The sequence below is a fragment of the Candidatus Spyradosoma sp. SGI.093 genome, assembly GCF_050314555.1.
Taxonomy (GTDB): domain Bacteria; phylum Verrucomicrobiota; class Verrucomicrobiia; order Opitutales; family UBA953; genus Spyradosoma.
In genome coordinates, this window is sequence record NZ_JBNPNH010000001.1 from 221,281 (window position 1) to 241,150 (window position 19,870).

Here is a 19,870-nt window from a genome sequence, read left to right on the forward strand (position 1 = left end):
AATAATCAACTACTCACTATTAATTACTCACTATCCATTATTCATTATCCGCCATCACCCTCAGCGGGCGAAGTCGTCGAGGTCGAAGACTTCGACGCCGAAGCCGCTCAGAATGCGTTCAGCGAGCTCGGTCGCGTCGCAGGAGAGCACGATGGCGCTCTGCGCGTTCGGGCAGCACACGAACGGGTAAATGTAGTGAATGTTGATTTCCGCCTGCGCGAGCGAGCGCGTGACCTTCGCCAGGTCGCCGCCGTCGTGCAGCCGGATCGCGAGAATCGGCGTCTTCGAGAAGATCATGCCCGCGCTCTTGAGCGCGATTTCCGCCGCTTCGGGACAGTTCGGCACGATGCGCAGCACGGCGCAGTCCGTTTGGTCGATGCAGCTCAGCGCGAGAATGCGCACGTCGTCCTGATTCAGCCGCTGCAGCACGCGGTTGAGGCAGCCGACCTTGTTTTCGGCGAAGATCGAGAACTGGAAAATGTCCTTGCGGGGACGGGAACGCTGGGAAATCACGGACATGGCGGAGAATCGGGTTTCGGAAGATCTTCGGGAACGGGCGCGCGCGGGCTCGGCGCAGGAACGTCCGGCGCCTTCGCGTGCGTTTCGCGGTTTCCGCACCACGGGCAGAACCACGTCGCGCGGTCCTCCGGCGCGTCGCCGATCGAAAACCAGCCGCCGCAGCGCCCGCAGCGGAAATGCGAAAGTTTTTCGATCGAGACCATGGCGCGGAATTTTCGGCGGGAACGCGCGTCAGAGCCGCTTCAGCGCGTCGCAGAGCACGCGGATCGTCTTTTCCGTCGCCGCGTCGTCGTGCGCGGCGCAGAGGAAGCACGATTCGTAGGGCGAAGGCGGCAGGAAGACGCCGCCCGCGAGCGCGCCGCGGAAAAGGCTTCTGAATTTATCCGCGTCGGAGCGCGTCGCGACCGCGGCGTTTTCGACGGGAACGTCGTTGAAGAAAATCGAGAACATGCCGCCGCAGTGCGGCACCTGCAGGGCGACGCCGCGTTCCCGCGCCGTCTTTTCGAGCGCTTCGGAGATCGCGTTCCCGCGCGCCTCGAGCGCGGCGTAGGGCGGCTCGCGCAGCAGCTTTTCCAGCGCGGCGATTCCCGCGGCGAGCGCGACCGGATTGCCGCAGTACGTTCCCGCCTGATAGACGGGCCCGAGCGGCGCGACGCAGTCCATGATCTCCGCGCGCCCGCCGAACGCGCCGACGGGCAGCCCGCCGCCGATGATCTTCCCGAGGCAGACCAGGTCCGGACGCACGGCGTGCTTTCCCATCGTTCCCTGAAGCGAGATGCGGAAGCCCGTCATCACTTCGTCGAAGATCAGCAGCGCGCCCGCCCCGCGCGTGAGCTCGCGCAGGCGTTCCAGAAATCCCGGCTTGGGCATGATGAAGCCGACGTTGCCCGGGAAGGGCTCGACGATGACGGCGGCGATCTCGCGTCCGTGATTTTTGAATACGTTTTCGACCGCCTCGAAATCGTTGTAGGGCACGACGAGCGTGTCCGCCGCCGTTCCCGCGGTGACGCCCGCGCTGTCGGGGCAGCCGAACGTCAGCGCGCCCGATCCCGCCTTGACGAGCAGCGAATCGACGTGGCCGTGGAAGCAGCCCTCGAACTTCACGATCTTCGCGCGCCCGGTGAAGCCGCGCGCGAGGCGCACGGCGGACATCGTCGCCTCCGTGCCCGAATTCGTCATGCGCACTTTTTCGACGGCGGGAACGACGCGCGCGAGTAGCTCCGCCATGCGCACTTCGTCCGCGCCGTTCGTGCCGAAGCCGAGCCCGCGGTCCACGGCGGCGTGCGCGGCGGCGCGGATTTCGGGATCGTTGTGCCCGAAGATCGCGGGGCCCCACGTCAGCACGTAGTCGATGAATTCCTCGCCCTCGGGCGTGCGCAGGCGGCAGCCGTCCGCGCGCTCGACGTAGAACGGATCCGTGCCGACGTTGCGGAACGCGCGCACGGGCGAGTTCACGCCGCCGGGAATCACTTTGCGGGCGCGCTCGAAGAGCTTGGCGGAAACGGGAAATCGTAAGTTTTCCATGGATGCAGATTTTTTTCGCGGCGGCGGGAACGGGCTAAGCGCAGATGCGCCGGACGGCGGCCTCGAAGGTCTCCTTGCCGCTGATGATCTCGATCTCGAGGCGCAGGTAGTAAAGGGGAACCGGCGGCTTTAGGTCGCGGGAAAGGCGCACCATGTCCTTTTCCGTCGTGACGATGAGACGCGCGCCCGCGGCGACGGCGCCGGCGAAGACTTCCTCCAGGTCCTTTTCCGAAAAGCTGTGGTGGTCGAAGAAGCGGCGGTTGTAGGCGATCTTCGCGCCGTAGCGCCGCAGGAATTCCTCGAACTTGTCCGGCGTCGCGATGCCGGAGAACGACGCGATCTTCAGGTCCTTGAGCGCGTCGAGCTCGAGATCCTCGCCGTCGAAGACCGGGCAGAGCCGCTTGGGCTTGTGCGTGCATTCGATGATTTCCGCGCGCGGGTTGCGGCGGCGGATTTCGGACTCGAGCGCCTTGTCGCGTTCGCTCTGCGGCTCGCCGGGCAGGCGGTTCGACTTGGTCAGGAAAATGTAGCTCCCGCGGGAAAGGTGATCGACGGGCTCGCGCAGAATGCCGCGCGGTAGCAGATTGCCGTTCCCGAAAGGATTGGTCTTGTCCACGAGCAGCAGGTTGATCGCGCCGCGCAGCGGCAGATACTGCATGCCGTCGTCGAGAATGATGATGTCCACGCCGAACTTGCGGATCGCGTACGTTCCCGCGTAAACGCGGTCGCGGTCCACGACGACGCGCACGCCGTAGGGCAGCAGGTTGCGCGCGAGCATGTAGGGCTCGTCGCCGGACTGCGACGCGTCGGAGACGAGAATGCGCTCGCCGTCGGAGACGACGCGCGGCTCGGGGCGCGGCTCGTTCTTGAGCGCGCGTAGCAGGCGCTTCCACGCGGGCTCCTTCTTCGATTTGTAGCCGCGGGAAAGAATGGCGACCTTGCGACCGTTCTGCGCCATCACGCGCGCCATTTTTTCGACGACGGGCGTCTTGCCCGTGCCGCCGACCGTGAGATTGCCGACGACGATCACCTTGCAGCCCAGCGGCGTGTCGCGCAGCACGCGGTGCGCGTAGAGAAAGAAGCGCAGACGCACGATGAGCCCGAAAAGCGCGGAGAACGCGCGCAGCACGGCGGCGAGAATCTTCACGGCGCGCCCTTCTCTGCGGCGGTCGTAGATCACGTCCGTCGCGAACTGGATGACGCGTTCCTTCGCCGAACGCCTGTCGCCGCTCTCTTCACTCTCGCTCATACAATCGAAAACGGAAAAAGTTAAGCTTCCCGCCCCGCCTTTTCAAGGAAAAGGAATGAATAACGGATAATGGATAGTGGATAGTGAACAATGAATAATGAATAATGAACAGCGGACAATTATTCATTATTCACTATTCACTATTCATTATCCGTTATCCGTTGCCCTCACGCTCTCGGGTGCGCCTTTTTGTAGGCGGCCTTCAGGCGCGCGAGCGTGACGTGCGTGTAGATCTGCGTCGTCGAAAGGCTGACGTGCCCGAGCTGTTCCTGCACGAGGCGCAGATCCGCGTCGTGGTCCAGCATGTGCGTCGCGCAGGAATGGCGCAGCTTGTGCGGCGTGATGTCCATCGGCAGTCCCGCGAGCTTCAGATATTTTTTCAGCGCGAGCTGCACGACCTGCGGCGTGATCCGCCCGCCGCGTCGCGCCGGAAAGACCCACGCGTCCGCGCGCGCGCAGCCCGCCGCCGCGATCTGTTCCCGCAGCGCCGCCGACGCGATTTCGCCGACGGGCACGACGCGCTCCTTCGAGCCCTTGCCGAGCACGCGCACCGTTCCCGCGGCGCAGTCCACGCGCCCGGCGGTCAGCCCGCAAAGCTCGCTCACGCGCAGCCCGCCGCCGTAAAGCGTTTCCAGAATCGCCGTGTCCCGCGTGAAGACGTCCTCGGAAATCAGCTTCCGTTCGAGCGCGAGCGCGGGCATTTTCAGCAGACGCGCGACCTGCGCCTCGGTCAGGAATTTCGGGAGCGGCTTCGGCAGTTTCGGCAGGACGATCGCCGCCGTCGGCGAAGTTTCGACGAAGCCGCGGGAACGCAGAAAGCGGTAAAACGCGCGCAGCGCGGAAACGCGGTTGTGGATCGTGCGGCGCGCGAGCGGCGTCCCCTCGGCGTTCGCTCTCTGGCGCTCGATGATGAAGTCGCGCACGTTCCGCCGCGAAACGGCGCCGAAATCGCCCGCGAAGCCGAACGCCTCGCGCCCCCAGCGCGCGAAGTCGCGCACCGCCTCGCCGTAGTCGCGCACCGTGTTGGGCGAACAGCGGCGCTCGTGCTTCAGAAACTCGCAGAAACGCCAGATGAGCCCCTCGCCCGGCGGCGGGAGCGCGGCGTTTTTTTCGCTGACGAGAACGAGAGGCACGGATGACGGATAATGAATAATGAATAGTGGATAGTGAATAACGGACAGTGGATAGCGGATAACTATCAGTTATCAACTATCAGTTATCGTTCGTCTTCGCTGAGGAAACTTCCCTCGCGCGCAAGCGCGAATCGACTCTCAACCCTAAACTCTAATCTTTTTTTCCGTGTTCCGCGGTGACCTTGATCGAGATGCCGCCGCGCACGCCGAACTCGCCGACGACCTCGCACCACACGGGATCGAGCGCCGCCACGAGATCGTCCAGAATCTGATTCGTCACGTGCTCGTGAAACGTGCCTTCGTTGCGGTAGGACCACAGGTAGAGCTTGAGCGACTTGGATTCGACGATTTTTTCCGCGGGAACGTAGCGTATCGTGATCGTCGCGAAATCCGGCTGCCCCGTCGCCGGGCACACGCAGGTGAATTCCTCCGTGCGGAGCTCGACGACGTAGCGGCGGCCACGGTTGTGGTTCGGGAAAGTTTCGAGCCTGCGCGCGGGAACGTTCTTCGTCGCCCCGATTGAAAGCCCCTTCAGATCGTCCGGCTGCGTAAGCATGGTCGCCTCAGCCCTGCACTTTCACCAGCGTTTCGCGCACGCGGTCCGCGATCTGATCCCAGGCCTCCGCCTCGATCAGCTCTTCCGGGCAGATCCACGACGCGCCGACGGCGACCACGTCCGGGATCGCCAGCCAGTCCGCGATGTTGTCGATGTTGATTCCGCCCGTCGCGACGACCTTCACGCCCGTGTGGCGGAACGCCGAAAGAATCGCCCCGAGCATTTCCGTGCCCAGCACCGTCGCCGGGAAGAAGTTCAGCACGCGGCAGCCGCGGCGCAGCGAGCGCGAGACGTTCGACGGCGTCATCACGCCGGGAATGATCGGCAGGCCCGCGGCGATCGCGGCGTCCGCCACGATCGGGTCGAAGCCCGGCGTCAGCGCGAAGCGCGCTCCCGCGATGTGCGCGGCGCTGATGTCCTCCTCGTTCGTCACCGCGCCGGCGCCGACGAACATTTCCGGGAACGCCGTCGCGATCGCCTGGATGGATTCGGCGGCGTTCTGCGACTGGAACGAGACCGACACGACGTCGCTGCCGCCAGCGAGAAGCGCCTCCGCGAGCGGAATCGCGTGCTCCGGATTGCGGATCGTCGCGAACGGAATGATTTTCAGGTTCGAAAGTTGGTCGAATACTGCGTCCATGGGAAGAAAGGATAAATCGGAAAACGGAGAACGAAAAGAGGAAAATGAACGGGCGCTTCGCGCAGGTTATGAGGTTATGGAGGTTATGAGGTTATGAGGTTATGAAGGTTGTTTGCTTTTCGCTTCGCGAAGAGAATTTTTCGGAAATCCTTTCGGCGAAGCCGAGCACAATGAACTTCATAACCTCATAACTTCATCACTTCATAACTTTCCCAGAATCACCACGTGAAGCGGAAGCCCGCGTCCGCGCGGTGCGTCACGTCGGAATTCAGACCGAAGTCCGCCGTGTAGTTCAGGAAGACGCCCGTGTTCTTCGACAGCGAGAAGTCCAGCCCCGCGCCGACCGAAATCACGTCCTCCGCGAACGCCTTTTCCGTGCGCGTCAGCGAGCCGTCTTCCGTGCGGATCTTCGCGTCCACGTCGTCGTCGAGGCATTCGCGCGAATACGAGACGTCGAGCGTGAAGCGCGTCGGCACTTCGCCGAAGCCGAACGCGACCTGCGCGCCCAACCCGACGCTCGCGCGCAGGCTGTCCGCCGAAATCGAATCGACGTCCATCGCGCTCGTGCCGCGTTCCTCGAAGGATTCGACGTGCGTCGTCAGGTACGCCACGCCGACGTGCGGCGTGAGGAAGAAGCCGTCCACGCCCGTCGGAATCACGCCGCCGACCGTCGCGAACGCGCCCGCGCTCCACGCGTCGGCGTCGCCCTTGTTGCGGTCGTAGTCGCCCTTGCGGTCGATCTCGTTCGACGCGAAGCCGACGTGCGCGCCCGCTTCCGCGTAGAGGTAATCCGCGAACACCGTTCCCGCGTAGAGCGTGGCGCGGTAGGCGTCCGACGTGATTTCGCCCTGGTCGTCGTGAATGTCCGCCGTGCCGCGGTCATACGCGAGGGCGAGCCCGAACAGCGTCGATTCGCCCACGCGGACGTCCGCGCCGACCAGCGCGCCGTAAGTCGAATAGTCGAACGTCGCCGAATCGCTCTTGTCCGAGCCCGTGTCCGCCGACATCGTCTGCGCCTGCGCGAAGAACTGCCATTCGTTGCGGTCCTCGACGCCGAAGCGGCGCTGTTCCATGCGGCGGTGCAGACTGCGCACGTCCTGCGAGAAGGTTTCCGTCGGCAGCGTCACCATCGCCGCGTAGGCGAGGTTCATGCCCGTCGGCACCGCCTCCAGCGTCAGCCAGCCGTTGCGGTAGTGATATTCCACCTCGGAGCCGTCCGCGAGAACGATCGTCGCCGAATCCACGCCGGAGCCGTCGACCATGCCGCCCCGCTCCGTGTCCACGAGCCGGATTTCGGAAACGTCGAACGCGCTTCCGAGGTCCCCGCCGAGGAGCACCTCGACCGAGACGTTGTTCAGCGTCACGCTGCCGTCGCCGGAAAGCGCGATCGGCGCGACCCGCGCGTCCGGTCGGCTGTCCACGCCGAAGCTCAGCACGGCGCCCGCCTCGCCCGAAGCGGTCGTCGTCGGCGTCACCGAAATGCCGCTCAGCTCGACCGAGCCCGAGACGCCCGAGCTCGCGCGGAAGCCGCCCGAGGTCAGCGTCGAGGCGATGCCCGCCTCCGAATCCGCGCTCGTCGTGCGCACGTCCGCCGCGGCGGAAACGCGCGTGCTCAACAGCGTGAGGACGGAGCGTTCGCCGATCGAGACGCCGCCGCGCGCGTCCCACGTCGCCGCGTTCGTCAGCCGCAGCAGACCGTCGTCCGCCGTGAAGTTGCTCGCGGAAACCGCCGAAACGCCCGAGAACGTCATGTTCCCGTGGAAATTCTTGCCGGAGAGACCGTACACGAACGCGTGCGTTCCGTCTCCTTCGCCGCGCACGACCAGATCGCCCTCGCCGGTGACCGCGCGGTCCAGCGTGAACGTCTCGCCCGCGCGCACCACGATGTCGAGCGTCGCGCCCGCGGAGAGCTCGACGCCGCGCGTCGCGCCCAGCGCCGCCGCGTCGGAAACGCTCAGCGCGCCTTCCTTCACGGCGATTCTGCCCGTGAAGTCCGCGTTGTCCGCGTTCGCGAGCGTCAGCGTCGTGTCCGCGCCGGTCTTCGCCAGCATGCCCGAGCCCGCAAGCTTCGCCTTCAGCGTGCCCGCCTCGACGCTCAGCACGCCGGCGGCGCCGATTTCGACCGTCGCGTCCGCCGAGCCGAGCACTTCGGCGTGTTCGGCGACCGCGGAAGTCTCAACCTTCAGCGTTCCCGCGAAACCGTCGCTCGACGCGCCCGAAAGCGTCAGCTCCTTGGAGCCCGCCGCGAGCGTCGCCGTGCCTTCGCCCGAGAACGAGCCCGCGAACGCGCCGACCTCGGTCAGCTTGAACTCGACCGCCTTGTCCGCGTCCGCGAACACGATCGTTCCCGCGCCGAACGAGCCGCCCAGCTGCGCCGAAACGAGCCCGCCGTTCACCACGAAATCGCCCGAGAAATCGCCTTCGCCGCCGCGCAGCGTCAGCTTTTCCCCGTTGTCCGCGACGATCGTGCCGGTGCCGTGGAAATTCTTGTTGTAAACGGCGTCGGAGAACGCCAGCACGAGCGTGCCGTCGGGATTGACCGTCACGTCGGTCCCCAAGGCGGCGTCGCCCATGCCGTTCGCGTCTTCGAGCCGCACCGTGCCTTCATCGACGAAAAGCGAACCGCTGAACGCCGTGCTGTCCGCGGAAAGCGTCAGCGTTCCCGCGCCCTGCTTCACGAAGGTACCCGAACCCGAAATCCGGTTGCTCAGGCTTTCGTCGAAGGTCAGCAGCGCCTTCGCCGTCGCGTCTCTGCCGACGTTCAGCTCCGCGCCGCCGATCGAGGCGAAACCGTCCTTGATCACGAGCGTTCCCGCCGAAACCGAGACCACGTTGTCCGCCGTGAAGCCCGCGAGCTTGCTGTTCGCGCCGTCGGAAATCGTCAGCGTCTTCGTGCCCGCCTTTTCGAAGGTCAGCCCGTTCGTGCCGGAAATCGTGCCCGCGATCAGCGTCGCGAGATCCGCGTCCGCGTTCATGTCGAGCTTCAGCGTTCCCGCGCCGGAAACCGTCACGGGAGCCGCGAAGTATGCGTGAGCCGCGTCGCCGATCGTCAGCGCCAGCGTCGAGCCGGATTTGATCGTCGTCCTGCCGTGCTTCACGGCGTGTCCACCGCAGTCGAGCGTCAGCGTGCCGCCGCCCGTCACCTCGATCGTCTCCGGCGCGACGTCCTCGCCGAGCGTCACCGTCGCCGTGCCCGCGAACGTCACGCGGTCGGAATTCATGTAGGTTTCCACAAACGTCGTTCCGGTCGCGTCGGCGCGCGTCCAGACGGCGTTGCCGCCCACGTTCCAGACGCCGTTCCCGCCGTTCCAGAGCAGATCGAAGGATTTCAGCTCAAGCGAAATCTGCCCCGGCGCGACGTTCGTGAGAACCGACTCGCGGTGCGACGTGATTTCGACGCCGTTCACCAGGAAATTGTCCTTCGTCAGCGTGTCCCAGCCGTCGAGCGTCGCGCCGGACGCGACCTCGATCAGCGTGTAGGTGTTGACGTGCGAAACTTCCGCGCCCGTCTCGAAGCTCGGATTCGTCACGCTCGGGAACGCGACGTTCACGTCGATCTTCAGATCGCCGCCGACCGTCGTCGTGCCGTCCGCGATCGTCAGCTTCGTGAGCGCCGAATTTCCATCGAGGAAGCTCAGCGTTCCCGCCGTCAGCGTGTTCGTGCCGGAAAGCGTCACGTCGTCATAGCTGATCTTCAGCGTCTGCCCGGAGCCGAGATTCACGCCCGCGAGTCCGCCCGCGCGCAGATCGACGGTCTTCACCGTCGTTCCCGCCGCGAGCGAGAGCGTTCCCGCGCCCGTCTTCGTCAGCGTGCCCGCGCCCGTGACCGCCGTCGAAAGCGAACCGGTCGTGTCCGTCCAAATTTCGAGCTCGGAATTTTCGAGCACCGTCGTCGCGCCCGTGAACTCGGACGTGAACTTGCTCGCATGAGCGGTGATCTTGCCCGAGATTTCGAGCGCGCCCGTTCCCGCGACATCGTTGTTCAGCGTCCACGTGCCGTCGAGCTTCAGCGTGCCCTCCTTGATCTTCAGCGTTCCCGTGAAGGCGTCCGCGGGAGCGGCGGCGAGCGTCAGCGTGCCCGTGCCGAGCTTTTCGAGCGTGCCCGTGCCGGAAAGCGCCATGGCGAACGCCGCGTCCGCCGCGCCCGCGTCGATGCCGAGCGTCGCGTTGGCGCCGATGCTCGCCGCGTTGCCGAAGCCCGAGAACGCCGCGACGTCGTCGGCGTTGATGCCGAGATTCAGACGCGTTCCCGCGCCGAGATCGACCTTGCCTCCGAAATTGGAAAGCTGATCGCCGAAATTCATCGTCAGATTCGAGCCTCCCGTCAGCGCAAGCTTGCCGGCGCCGGCGTCGCTGTTCACCGTGTTCCCGAACGAAGCGAGACCACGCAGTTCCAAAGTCGCGTTTTCGGCAGCGAGAGAAACCTCGCCCGAACCAAGCGCGCTGGCGTTCGTCAGCGCGAGCGTTCCCGCGGAAACCGTCGTCGAGCCCGTGCGGTCGGCGGCAGCCGCCGCGCTCAGCGCCAGCGTGCCGTCGCCGAGCTTTTCGAACGTGCCCGCGCCGTCGAGCGTCGCGCCGACCGTCGTCTCCGAATCCGCCGCCGCGGAAACCTGCATCGAGGCTTCGTCCGCGACGTTCAGCGTTCCCGTGAAGCCGGAAAGCCCGTCCGCCGCGACCGCGACCTTGCTCGTGTTCGTCAGCGCGAACGTTCCCGCGCCCGTCAGCGATTTCGCGAACTCAGCCGCATCGTTGTCCGCGCCCGAAACGCCGCGCAGCTCGAGCGTGCCGTCCGTCAGCGTCACCGAATCCGCCGCGCCGAGCGCGCCGACGTTCGTCGCCGCGAGCGTGCCGCCGGAAACCTCCAGCGCCGCGAACGCGTTCCCCGCGTTCGTCAGCACCTGCGTTCCCGCGCCCGTCTTCGTCAGCGCAAGATCCGCGCCGATCACGCCGCGGAAGACGTGCTCCGTGTCCGCGTGCGCCGTCGTGTCGATGACGAGCGCGCGCGTCGTGCCGTCGCCCGGCGCCGCGCCGCCTTCCGCGCCGTACGCGACCTTGCCGGAATAAACCTTGGCTCTGTCGCCGACCGCCTCGGCGGATTCCAGACCGCCGACCGTCACGGAAGCCGCGTTCACGCCGAGCGCGAGCTGCGCCCCGGGAGACGCGAGCGTCGCGAGATTGACCACGGCGTTCTTCGCGATGTTCGCGTCGGAAAGCACGAGAGAAGCGGAACGCGTATCCCCGCCGTTTGTAGAAGAAACATTGATCGTTCCCGCGAAATCGCCGCTGTCCGTGACGCCGGACGCGCCGAGCTCATAAACGGAAAACAGGGCGGACGTCTGCTCCGAAACCAGATTCAGCGTCGCGGAAGCCGTTCCCGCCGCGAGGCTCAGCTTTCCGATCTGATAAGCGCCGTGCCAGTTCTGCGTCGTGAGCGTCGTCGAGGCGCCGCTCAGCGCGAGCTCGCCGATCGCGAGCGTCGTCGAAGCGTTAGGCGATCCTCCGTAATAAATTTTCAGATTCTCGCCGACGCTCAGCGAATTCGTGAACGAGATCGACGCGAGATTTCCCGTGGAAATCGTCAGCGTCGCGCCGTCGCCGAACGTCGTCGCGCCGCCGAAGGTCAACGTGCCGTTCGAATGCGTGATCGTCGCGCCGGAACCGAACGTCACGGGAGCGCTGAACGACAACGCGCTCGAAGAAGAATGCGTCAGCGTCGCGTTGTCGCCGAACGTCGTCGCACCGTTGAAGCTCGCGCTCCCTTTCGCGAAATTAAGTGTCGCGCCGTTCGCGAAGTCCGCGGTGCCGCCGAAAGTCGTCACGGCGCCGTCATTGCTGTTGTCCTGTTGCAGGAATCCGCCGAGAGCGACCGCGCCGTTGAAGGTCAGCGTACCGGCTCCGCGGCGGTCATACGTTCCCGCGCCCGTCACCGAGCCGTTGAAGGTCAGATTCGCGCTGCTGTTCTGGTGCACCTGCGTCGTGCCGTCGAGCACGAGATTCTTGCCCGCACCGAGCTCCACCGTAGAGCCGCCGGAAAGTTCGAAATTCACTCCGCCCGCGAGGTGAAGCGTATCGCCGAACTTCGCGTCGTTGATTCTGAAATTCCCCGCGGTGACGTAGGTCGTTCCCGCGAAACCGTCGAGCGAAAGCGCGTTGGTGTAAGTCGTCGTCAGCTTGAGCTTGACCGTTCCGGATCCGAGAATGTCGGAGCGGCTGACGCCCGCCTGCGCGTCGCCGCCGGAAAGGTCGAGCGTCACGCCCTCGCCGATCGTCAGCGTCTTGCCCGGATCAATCGTGAGGTCCGTGTAATTGACGCTGATCGAAGACGCTTCCGCGCCTTCCGCCGCCGAAAACGCGACGCTTTCGGAAACCGTCATCGTGCTCACGGAAAACGCTCCGGCGAGCTGAACCGCGGCGTCCGCCGTGCGGAAAGTGACGGACGACGCGTTCACGAACGTTCTGTTCGTCACTCCGTCCTCCGTCCAGTTGGCGTCCGTCGTGTTCCAGACGTCGTTCACCGCGCCGTTCCAATACAAATCGCCCATGAAGGTCGAGAAATAAAGGTTGCCCGCGTCCACGTAAATGCGACCGTCGCCGACGTAATTGAGGTTGAAGTCGCTCGTGGTTCCCGTGTAGCCGGAAAGGAGGAGCACCGTTCCCGCGGTCGCGAACTGCGCCGCGTCCGAAAATTCGATCGTCGCGTTCGAGAACGTGATGTTCGAAAGCGAAACGCCCGCCGCCGTTTCCGTCGCGAACACGTCGCCGAAGGTGAGCGTCAGGTCGCTGAGCGTCGTTGCCGCCGTCGCGCCGAAGCTCGTTCCCGTCGCCGCGAAGACGACGTTGCCGCTCGTGCCGAGCGCGCCCGCGCCCGCGATTTCGAGCGCGCCGCCCGCAAGCGTGACCGCTCCGGAGAAATTGTTGGTTCCGCCGTTCGGATCGAGCACGAGCGTTCCCGCGCCGGATTTCGTCAGCGCTCCCGTTCCAGAGAGCACGCCGCCGAGCGTGATGCTCTTGTCGGCAGCAGCATCCGCGACGACGGTTCCGCTCAGCTCCGCGTTCAGACTCGTGGACCAACCGTCCGCGCCGTCGCGCACGCCGAGCGCCGCATTGTTCAAAACAAGTCGTCCCGTTCCGCTGATTCCGCCGTTACCGACGTCTAAGCGCAGATTGGTAAGGGAAAGAACGGAATTCGCGCTCGTAAGAGCGACCGTCCCCGCCGAAACTTGAGAAGAATCCGCGCCCGCGCCCGTAAAGGAGTGGGTTTTGTCGCCCCATATCGCATTCAGCGTCAGCGCCGTCGTCGCGGAAAGAGTCGCGTTCGCGCCCAACGTGACGTCAAAATCGTTTCCGTTCGCGATGTTCGCGGCGCTCAGAGACGCATTGTCTCCGATGTTCAGAACGACGCCTACTTGGGCGAGGTCATACGCATTCTCCTCCCTCGTGCCGAATGTGCCGCCGACCGTCATTTCCGCGCCGCCCGCAAGCGAGACGATTTCGCCGTCAACCTGTCCGTTCGAAGACTGCTGAGCATCGCCCGTCACGTTGACTTTGCCCTGAATCGTCGCGGTGTTGACGCCGTCACCGCGCCCGTATTTCAGCGAGCCGACGGTGAGTCCAGACGTGCCGCCGTTCAAAGTCGCCGTGCCCATTTCGACCGTGCCCGAGAGCGTCGTCGCGCCCGCGCCCGTCTTTTCGAGTTCACCCGCAAGCGTGAACGCGTTCGCGTAGGAATAACCGTCCGCCGAAGCGTCTTCGATGACGAGCTTCGCGCCGCTCGCGACAGAAATCGCGCCCGTGCCGAGCGCCGTGCCCGACGCCGCAATCAACGTGCCTTCCGCGATAGTGCCGCCCGTAGTCCACTCTGCATTGTCGCCCGTGAGCTTCATCACGCCTCCGCCGAGTTTTTTCAGACGGTCGTTGGTATAGCTGAGATTACGCACCTTTCCGGAAACGAGCAGATCGACTTCCGCATCGCCGTCAGCGACGTTGAACTCAATGTCCGCCCCGGCATCGGCCGCTGTGTCGTTTCTGCGGAGACCGAGATTCACGTCGATTTCCGAAGTGACGGAAGACGCCAACGTCGTAATGCCGAGCGTCGAGGAGTAAAGGTCGATGTTCGCGTTGGCGGCATCGGCCGTTTTGGAAATCTTGGCGCCCGAGAGCGTGATTCCGCCGGACATATTGAAGGTCTGGTTACCGTTCGTCGCGACGACAAGCTCGCCGCCGTTGATGACGAGCGTGTTGATCGCGTTCGCTCCGCCGCCCCAACCGGTCGCGTCGCCTGTGGTCAACTTGACGACGCCGCCGTTTTCAATCGTCAGCACGCCATGAATGATGCTCTGCCCGCCGCCGGTCGAAAGCGAGAGCACCGTGCCCGTTCCCGTGACGAGCACGCCGCCCGCGGACGAAATCGAGCCTGAGCCCGCGAGCGTGTATTCGCCGCCCGTGAACTTCACCGTCTTCGCGCGGACCGCCTCGCCGACCGTCACTGTGCCCGCCGCGTTCGCCGTGAACTCGACGCTGTCGTCGTTCTGGAAGTCAGAGGCCGTGCCGCCGTTATAGGTCCACATCAGGTTGTCCGCAGCCGTATTCCACGTAGGCGTGGCGCCGGAACCATTCCACGTGAGCACGCGCGCGGCGGACGTCGCCGTGATTCCGCCTTCGGTCACATTGACCGACGCGATGCCGCGCGAAGGCGCGTTGAGGAAATCGTCTGTTCCGAGATTTTCTGTGCCGGAAAGCGTGCCGCCGTCGTTGACGACGAGCGTGTAAATGCCGTTTTCGTCCTCCAAATTCGCGAGGTTGAATTTCGTCGTATCCGTGAACGCGAGCGTCGCGCCGTTGGCGACGGTGATCGTTCCCGAACAGAAATCCGCCGAGGAAATCGTCACCGAACCCGCATCGACGGCGAAGCCGCCGGAAAGATTCACCGTCCCCGAAAGCGCGAGAGAGCCCGCCCCCGTTTTTCTCAGCGAGCTGGTAGAATGCGCCGGATTTCCGCTGCTCGTATTCGTTCCTTTGGCGATGACCTTGGAAACCGTCAGCGAGCCGCTCGCGTCCGTGATATCGAAAACAAGTTCCGCGCCGTCCGAGACGCTGACGAGCTGATTGGCCTCTCCGGAAACGATGTAGCTCGCTTCCGCTCCCGTGTAGCGGTACGTGCCCGTGCCGCCCGTGATGGCGAAGCCGCGCTGTCCGGCGCCGGTGCCGTCGGCCTGCGCCGCCGTCACCTCAAGAACGCCGCCGTTCGCGAGCTGAAGCCGATCGTAATTGAAGTTCGCGCCGAAATTCTTGGTCGCGCCCCAACCGAGATCCGCCATTCTGATGATGCCGCCGTCCGCGATGAGCGCGCCGTTCCCGCCTGAGTTTTCGGAACGCGAGTTGTTCGTCAGGTCGAGCGTCACTCCGCTCTCGACGATTGTCGTGCCGTAAATATTGAATTTCGTGAACGTCTGGTTGACGCCGTTGGTGAAGCGGAGCGTGCCGCCGTTGTTCAACGTCAACGTGCCTGCGCCCGTCACGGCGACGCCCAAATTCGACTCCGTCCCGCCGGCGATGGTGAGCGTGGAGTTCTCTCCGATCGTCACGGAACCGGAATTGCCGCTGAGCGACTTGACGGTGAATGTTCTCGGGTTATCGCTGTTCGCCGCAGCATCGACCGTCAACGCACCGCCCGAAAAGATAAAATCGACCGCCTCCGCGTTCGAGTTCCCGCCATTGTTCAAAATTCTGAAAGTTCCGCTTTCGACGTTGATTGTTCCTGCCGTGAACTGCGTGTTGGCGACGTAGAACGTGTTCGAGCCCTTTTTCGTCAGCGTGAACCCGACGAGATTGAAACTGTGAGAGCCGTAGCCGCCGGCAATCGTTCCGAAATTTTTGGTGCCGCCGACCGACGCGTCTGCAGTGAGCGTCACGTTCGCGAATTGCTGTTGACCGGTCCCGATTTCATTGGAGGCGTTGTTCACGACCGCGCCGTTGCCGTCCGCACCGTTGCCCGCAATCTTGATCGGCGTGCTGACAAGAGCGCTGTTCTTTCCGTTGAGGTCGAGCGTCCCGCCCGCTTTGATTTCCAAAGTTCCGGTACCGAAAGCCCGAAGCGTATCCGAATCCGTCGCAAGCCGCAACGTTCCCGCCTCGACGATCATGTCGCCCGTGCGGCTGCCGGAAAGCGAACTGCTGATTTCGAGCACGCCCGCGCCCGTCTTCGTCCATGTGCCGGAGCCGGCAATCTGATTAGCCGCGGAAAGATTGAAGCGCAACGTCACGTTCTCGCCGACGTCCGTCACGACGTCGCCCGGCGTAAGCACGCTCGACACGTTCACCGTGTAGGTGCTCGCCGTCTCCGTCGCCGCGATGTTGAACGTCACATTGTCAATATCGACGAACGCAGTCCCTTCGCCCTCTGCGGAATCCTTACCGAAGACGGTCGTGCTCGAACTGTCCCACGTCCCGCCGGAAGCGCCTTTCCAAAATAGATTATAGGCGCCGACGTCGCCGAAGGTCACCGTGCCGGCGTTCCCGTCCAACGTGACGTCCGTTCGAGCGGAGATTGGTTTGCCGTTCCAAGTAAAATCGCCGCTCGAGAGCGTTCCCGTCACCGTTCCGCCGTTGACCACGGCAATGTTCAAGGTTTTCCCGACAAGCGAATCGTCCGCCCCCGTGAACGCGTATTTGAGATTATCTCCGAGTTCGAGCGTGCCGCCGTTGAGCGTAATTTTCGCCGCGGAGTCCGCAGTGACGCCGGAAACCACGCCGTCAAGCTTGAGCGTTCCCGCGCCGGAAACCGTCAGCGCTCCCGCGTCCGCGAACGCGATGTTTCCGAGCGTGATCGTCGCTCCGTCGGTCGACACCGTGGAAGCTCCCGAATCGGAAACGACGCGCTTGGTCGTGTCGATCTCTACCGCGCCGCCGACGTTCAGCGTCACGCCCGCGCCCGTAGACCACGTGTCCTCCAACGCGCCGAGCGTGCCGCCGTTGAGGTTGTACTTTTTCGTGCCGTTCCCGTTGTTGCCCGTCGCAAGACCCGCAGAACCGACGTTCAGACGCCCGTTCCCGGAAAGCGTGACCATCGCGGCGTTGGTGCCTTGACCCGTCAAATTAATTCCTTTGAGATTCACTTCACCGCCGGAAATGCTCATTTCACCCGGCGAGCTGTATGAAACACACGCGACCGTGTTCGCGGCGTTCAGCACGCCGCCCGTCACGGAGAGCAGACCTTTGCCCTGTCCCCAGTGTCCGATAAGCACGCCTAAGTGAGTGATTTCTGTCGGGGACGTGTCCGTGTTCGTGCTCGAAATGTTCAGCACGCCTCCGGAAAGATTGTAGGTGGAAGTGCCGGATGCGCCGCCCGAATCGTGCAGACGGAGCGCGGTCGTGTTCACCGTACCGCCGCTTTGGTTGATGACGCCGCCCGCGTGCGTTCCGATGGACTGCGTGAGAGCGAGCGTACCGCCCGTGATGTTGAGAACGGAGCCCGATCCGGAGACAAGAACGGAATTGTCACTTCCTAAAATACCGGAAATTTGAGTACTGGAAATGCCGCCTGTAAACGAGCTCGCGCCGCCGGAAATCGTCACCGTCGCCCCTGAGGAAACTCCGAGTCCTAGACCGGAAACGGAGAGCCCGCCCGCGAACTCGCGCGAAACTCCGGAAAAGACGAGCGCGTCACTGCCGAGATCAAGCGTCACCGCGCCGTCAATCCTCACCGTCGTGGCGGACGCGACGGTGAAATCCGTTCCGATTTTACCATACGCGGCGGTGCCGTCCGCGTCCGTGAATTCGATCGTGCCGGAACCCGCCAATTTCACGCCGGAAACATTGTCGGCAAGATTAAAGAGGAAGGCAGTCGTGTCGAACGCAATCGTCGCGCCCGCGTTCGCGCGCAAGGTCGCAGGACCGGAAAGCGTCAACGAACCGGAGCCCGCGTTCGAAAGCGTGAGCGTTTTTTCTTCGCCGGAAACATAAATCGCGTCCGTGACGACGGCGGAATCGAAAGTCAGCGTCGCGTCCGCCGTCAGCGTGAAGTCCGCATAAGCGCCGTTCGTCGAAGTGATTTGTCCGGTTGCGGCATCAACCGTCGATTGCGAGTTCGCCCAAGCCGTGTCGAAAGAAACGCCGCTCCACGCAGCGTCTCCGCCGAGCGTCGCCGCATGCGCCGTTCCCGCGTAGGTCTCGACAATCTGCATGCCGGAAATCGTCGCACGCTTGGCAGAATCGTTTTGCGGGACATTCGACAGAGAAACAATGCCCGCCGTTCCCGTAACGAGAATCGCGTTCGTGCCGAGAGCGAGCGTTCCGCTCGTGGTTTGCCCACGATCGCCCCACTCCGTAGCGGTCCCGGCGAGTATGTTTGCGCCGCCGATGTAAGAAATGCCGTTCACGTTAACGGGGGAATACTTGTTCCCGTCACCGCTGAAATAGAGGTAAACGTCGCAGACAAGGAAAGGCGTATCGACGGAAATATTCCATGTGTTGTTCGCGCTCAAGTCCATATAGGAGTGCTGAATCGCGCTCAAAACGCTTCCCGTTTTGGCAGGTCCGCCCCCCCAAGGACCCTGCGCTCCCACCCATGTGACGGACGCGCCCTCAATCGTGTCGCCGTTGTAGTTTTTCAGTTCTGAATTCGTTCCGTTCTGACCAGTCGCATTCGACCACCCCGCGGCGCCGACGCCGGTAACAGTGGCGCCGCTCCCGTCCGTGTAAGTGACAAGCCCGGCGTTTCCCGTCATCTCTGCGGTGATGTTGTCTGCGGTCTGTCCGAAATTGATGCTGATGACTTCTCCGGCTCCGTACGCGGAAGCGCCCATTGCGGCGGCGGCGAAAAGGGTGGTCAGGAAAAATTTTGAATTTTTCATAAACGGGGGTTGATTTTCGGGTGATGCTGATGGTTTAAAGGGGGAATGCCGCGGGGAGGGTTTCCCCGCAGATTGTGCGTGAGTATTCGCCTTTTTCGGCGTTCCCGCAAGCGAAATCTCCCGCGTAACTCGCGGACGAGCGCAGAATTCTTAACAGGGATTGAAGTTTTTTAACCGCAAAGGCAAAGGAAATTGAAGAAAGGTTGAACAAAGGGAGAGGCGCGAAAAATCTCCAGCGGAACTCCGTTTCTCTGTTTCTCTGTGTTTGAAGAAAGGTTAAAGGTTAAGGGTTAAAGTTTAAAGAAAAGTTTTTATCGGGAGGATTTCGGGGGATTTTTTCCTTGCTTCGAGAGGAGAGCTCGCGGAAAATATGCGGAGATTTTCAAACAGCGCTTCCGTGTTCGGCGTTGGTGTCGCATGAATCGGAAGAGCGGCGGCGGAGAAGTTTCGGTTTCTCCGCCGCTTTGTTTTCAACGAGCCCGGGAGAAGGGCGCCGCAAGCGGAAATTTTGCCGCAGATGACGCGGATGAGCGCAGATTTTTTAACAGGGATTGAAGGGATTTCGGGGGATTTTAAACCGCAAAGGTAAAGGAAGTTAAAGAAAGGTTGAACAAAGGGAGAGGCGAGAAAAATCTCCAGCGGAACTCCGTTTCTCTGTTTCTCCGTTTCTCTGTGTTTGAAAAAAGCTTAAAGGTTAAAGGTTAAGGGTTAAGGGTTAAGGGTTAAAGAGAAGTTTCTATCGGGAGGATTTCGGGGGATTTTTAAACCGCGAAGGCAAAGGAAGTTAAAGAAAGGTTTTTGAAGCTTGCATCTCCAAAGCGAAGCCTGCATGCTCCGGGCAGTTTTTTGTTTTCCCGCGCAGGATGCGCGCGAAGCGCTTTATGCGTTACCCGCGCAACAAAAAACAGGAAGCGCTGCTGCTTGCGGCGGCGATCGTAACGGTGATTTCGGGCGTGCTCGAAATCCTTGAGAAAATCTGCCGCTGGTTGCTGTAGGCTTCCGGGACGTCGTTCTTCACGGGACGGCGTCCTTCTTCGTCAGAACGAAAAGCGGCGGAGACGCCGAAGCCTCTCCGCCGCCGCTCCGAGGAATTTCATGCGCTACCCTGTGCAACAAAATTCCGGAAGAGCTGTTTAAAGATTTTCGAACATTTTCCGCGCGGACGCTTCTCGAAGCAAGGAAAAAATCCCTGTAAAGGAAAGATTAAAGGTGAAGGGTTAAAGCTTAAAGAGAAGTTTGTGTCGGGAGGATTTCGGGGCAAGCGGGACGCTCGCCCTCCCGTGAAATTCGCGCTCATTCGCGGCAATTCGCGGTTTCAACCTTTCTTTAACTTTCCTTGACTTCGCGGTCTTTCTCTGCGTTCTTTGCGTTTTCCGATTTCGGGAGCAAGCGGGACGC

General features: G+C 63.0%; 8 protein-coding genes. All 8 read right to left on the reverse strand.

Going from position 1 to position 19,870, the window contains the following annotated elements; all coding sequences use genetic code 11:
* Positions 1-60: 60 nt before the first annotated feature.
* A complete protein-coding gene (locus ACQREB_RS00885; RefSeq protein WP_427764166.1) occupies positions 61-519 on the reverse strand; it encodes an acetolactate synthase in 459 nt (152 codons plus the stop codon).
* The gene (locus tag ACQREB_RS00890) at positions 510-722 is read right to left on the reverse strand and encodes a hypothetical protein (protein WP_427764169.1); all 213 of its coding nucleotides are present in this window, start codon (positions 720-722) and stop codon (positions 510-512) included. The genes ACQREB_RS00885 and ACQREB_RS00890 overlap by 10 nt, the downstream gene beginning before the upstream one ends.
* Positions 723-750: 28 nt before the next feature.
* Positions 751-2,043, reverse strand: a complete 1,293-nt coding sequence (gene hemL / locus ACQREB_RS00895) for a glutamate-1-semialdehyde 2,1-aminomutase (RefSeq protein ID WP_427764171.1) — start codon at positions 2,041-2,043, stop codon at positions 751-753.
* Between the two features lie 34 nt (positions 2,044-2,077).
* Positions 2,078-3,292 (reverse strand): tetraacyldisaccharide 4'-kinase, encoded by a 1,215-nt coding sequence (gene lpxK / locus ACQREB_RS00900; RefSeq protein ID WP_427764172.1) that lies wholly within the window; start codon positions 3,290-3,292, stop codon positions 2,078-2,080.
* Between the two features lie 167 nt (positions 3,293-3,459).
* Positions 3,460-4,425 carry a tyrosine-type recombinase/integrase gene (locus ACQREB_RS00905; RefSeq protein ID WP_427764175.1) on the reverse strand — a complete coding sequence of 322 codons (966 nt, stop codon included), beginning with the start codon at positions 4,423-4,425 and terminating at the stop codon, positions 3,460-3,462.
* A gap of 151 nt (positions 4,426-4,576) precedes the next feature.
* Complete coding sequence (gene queF / locus ACQREB_RS00910; RefSeq protein WP_427764177.1) at positions 4,577-4,981, reverse strand: preQ(1) synthase; 405 nt, start codon at positions 4,979-4,981, stop codon at positions 4,577-4,579.
* Positions 4,982-4,988: 7 nt separating this feature from the next.
* Entirely contained in the window at positions 4,989-5,621 is a 633-nt protein-coding gene (locus ACQREB_RS00915) for a bifunctional 4-hydroxy-2-oxoglutarate aldolase/2-dehydro-3-deoxy-phosphogluconate aldolase (protein ID WP_427764179.1), read from the reverse strand.
* 218 nt (positions 5,622-5,839) lie between these two features.
* On the reverse strand, positions 5,840-18,472 hold the full coding sequence (locus ACQREB_RS00920) for an autotransporter-associated beta strand repeat-containing protein (protein WP_427764181.1): 12,633 nt from the start codon (positions 18,470-18,472) through the stop codon (positions 5,840-5,842).
* Positions 18,473-19,870 lie beyond the last annotated feature (1,398 nt).

Coding starts and splice junctions, on each gene's coding strand:
- ACQREB_RS00920 (WP_427764181.1), bottom strand. CDS start 18,472: ATGAAAAATTCAAAATTTTTCCTGACCACCCTTTTCGCCGCCGCCGCA.
- ACQREB_RS00885 (WP_427764166.1), bottom strand. CDS start 519: ATGTCCGTGATTTCCCAGCGTTCCCGTCCCCGCAAGGACATTTTCCAG.
- lpxK (WP_427764172.1), bottom strand. CDS start 3,292: ATGAGCGAGAGTGAAGAGAGCGGCGACAGGCGTTCGGCGAAGGAACGC.
- ACQREB_RS00890 (WP_427764169.1), bottom strand. CDS start 722: ATGGTCTCGATCGAAAAACTTTCGCATTTCCGCTGCGGGCGCTGCGGC.
- queF (WP_427764177.1), bottom strand. CDS start 4,981: ATGCTTACGCAGCCGGACGATCTGAAGGGGCTTTCAATCGGGGCGACG.
- hemL (WP_427764171.1), bottom strand. CDS start 2,043: ATGGAAAACTTACGATTTCCCGTTTCCGCCAAGCTCTTCGAGCGCGCC.
- ACQREB_RS00915 (WP_427764179.1), bottom strand. CDS start 5,621: ATGGACGCAGTATTCGACCAACTTTCGAACCTGAAAATCATTCCGTTC.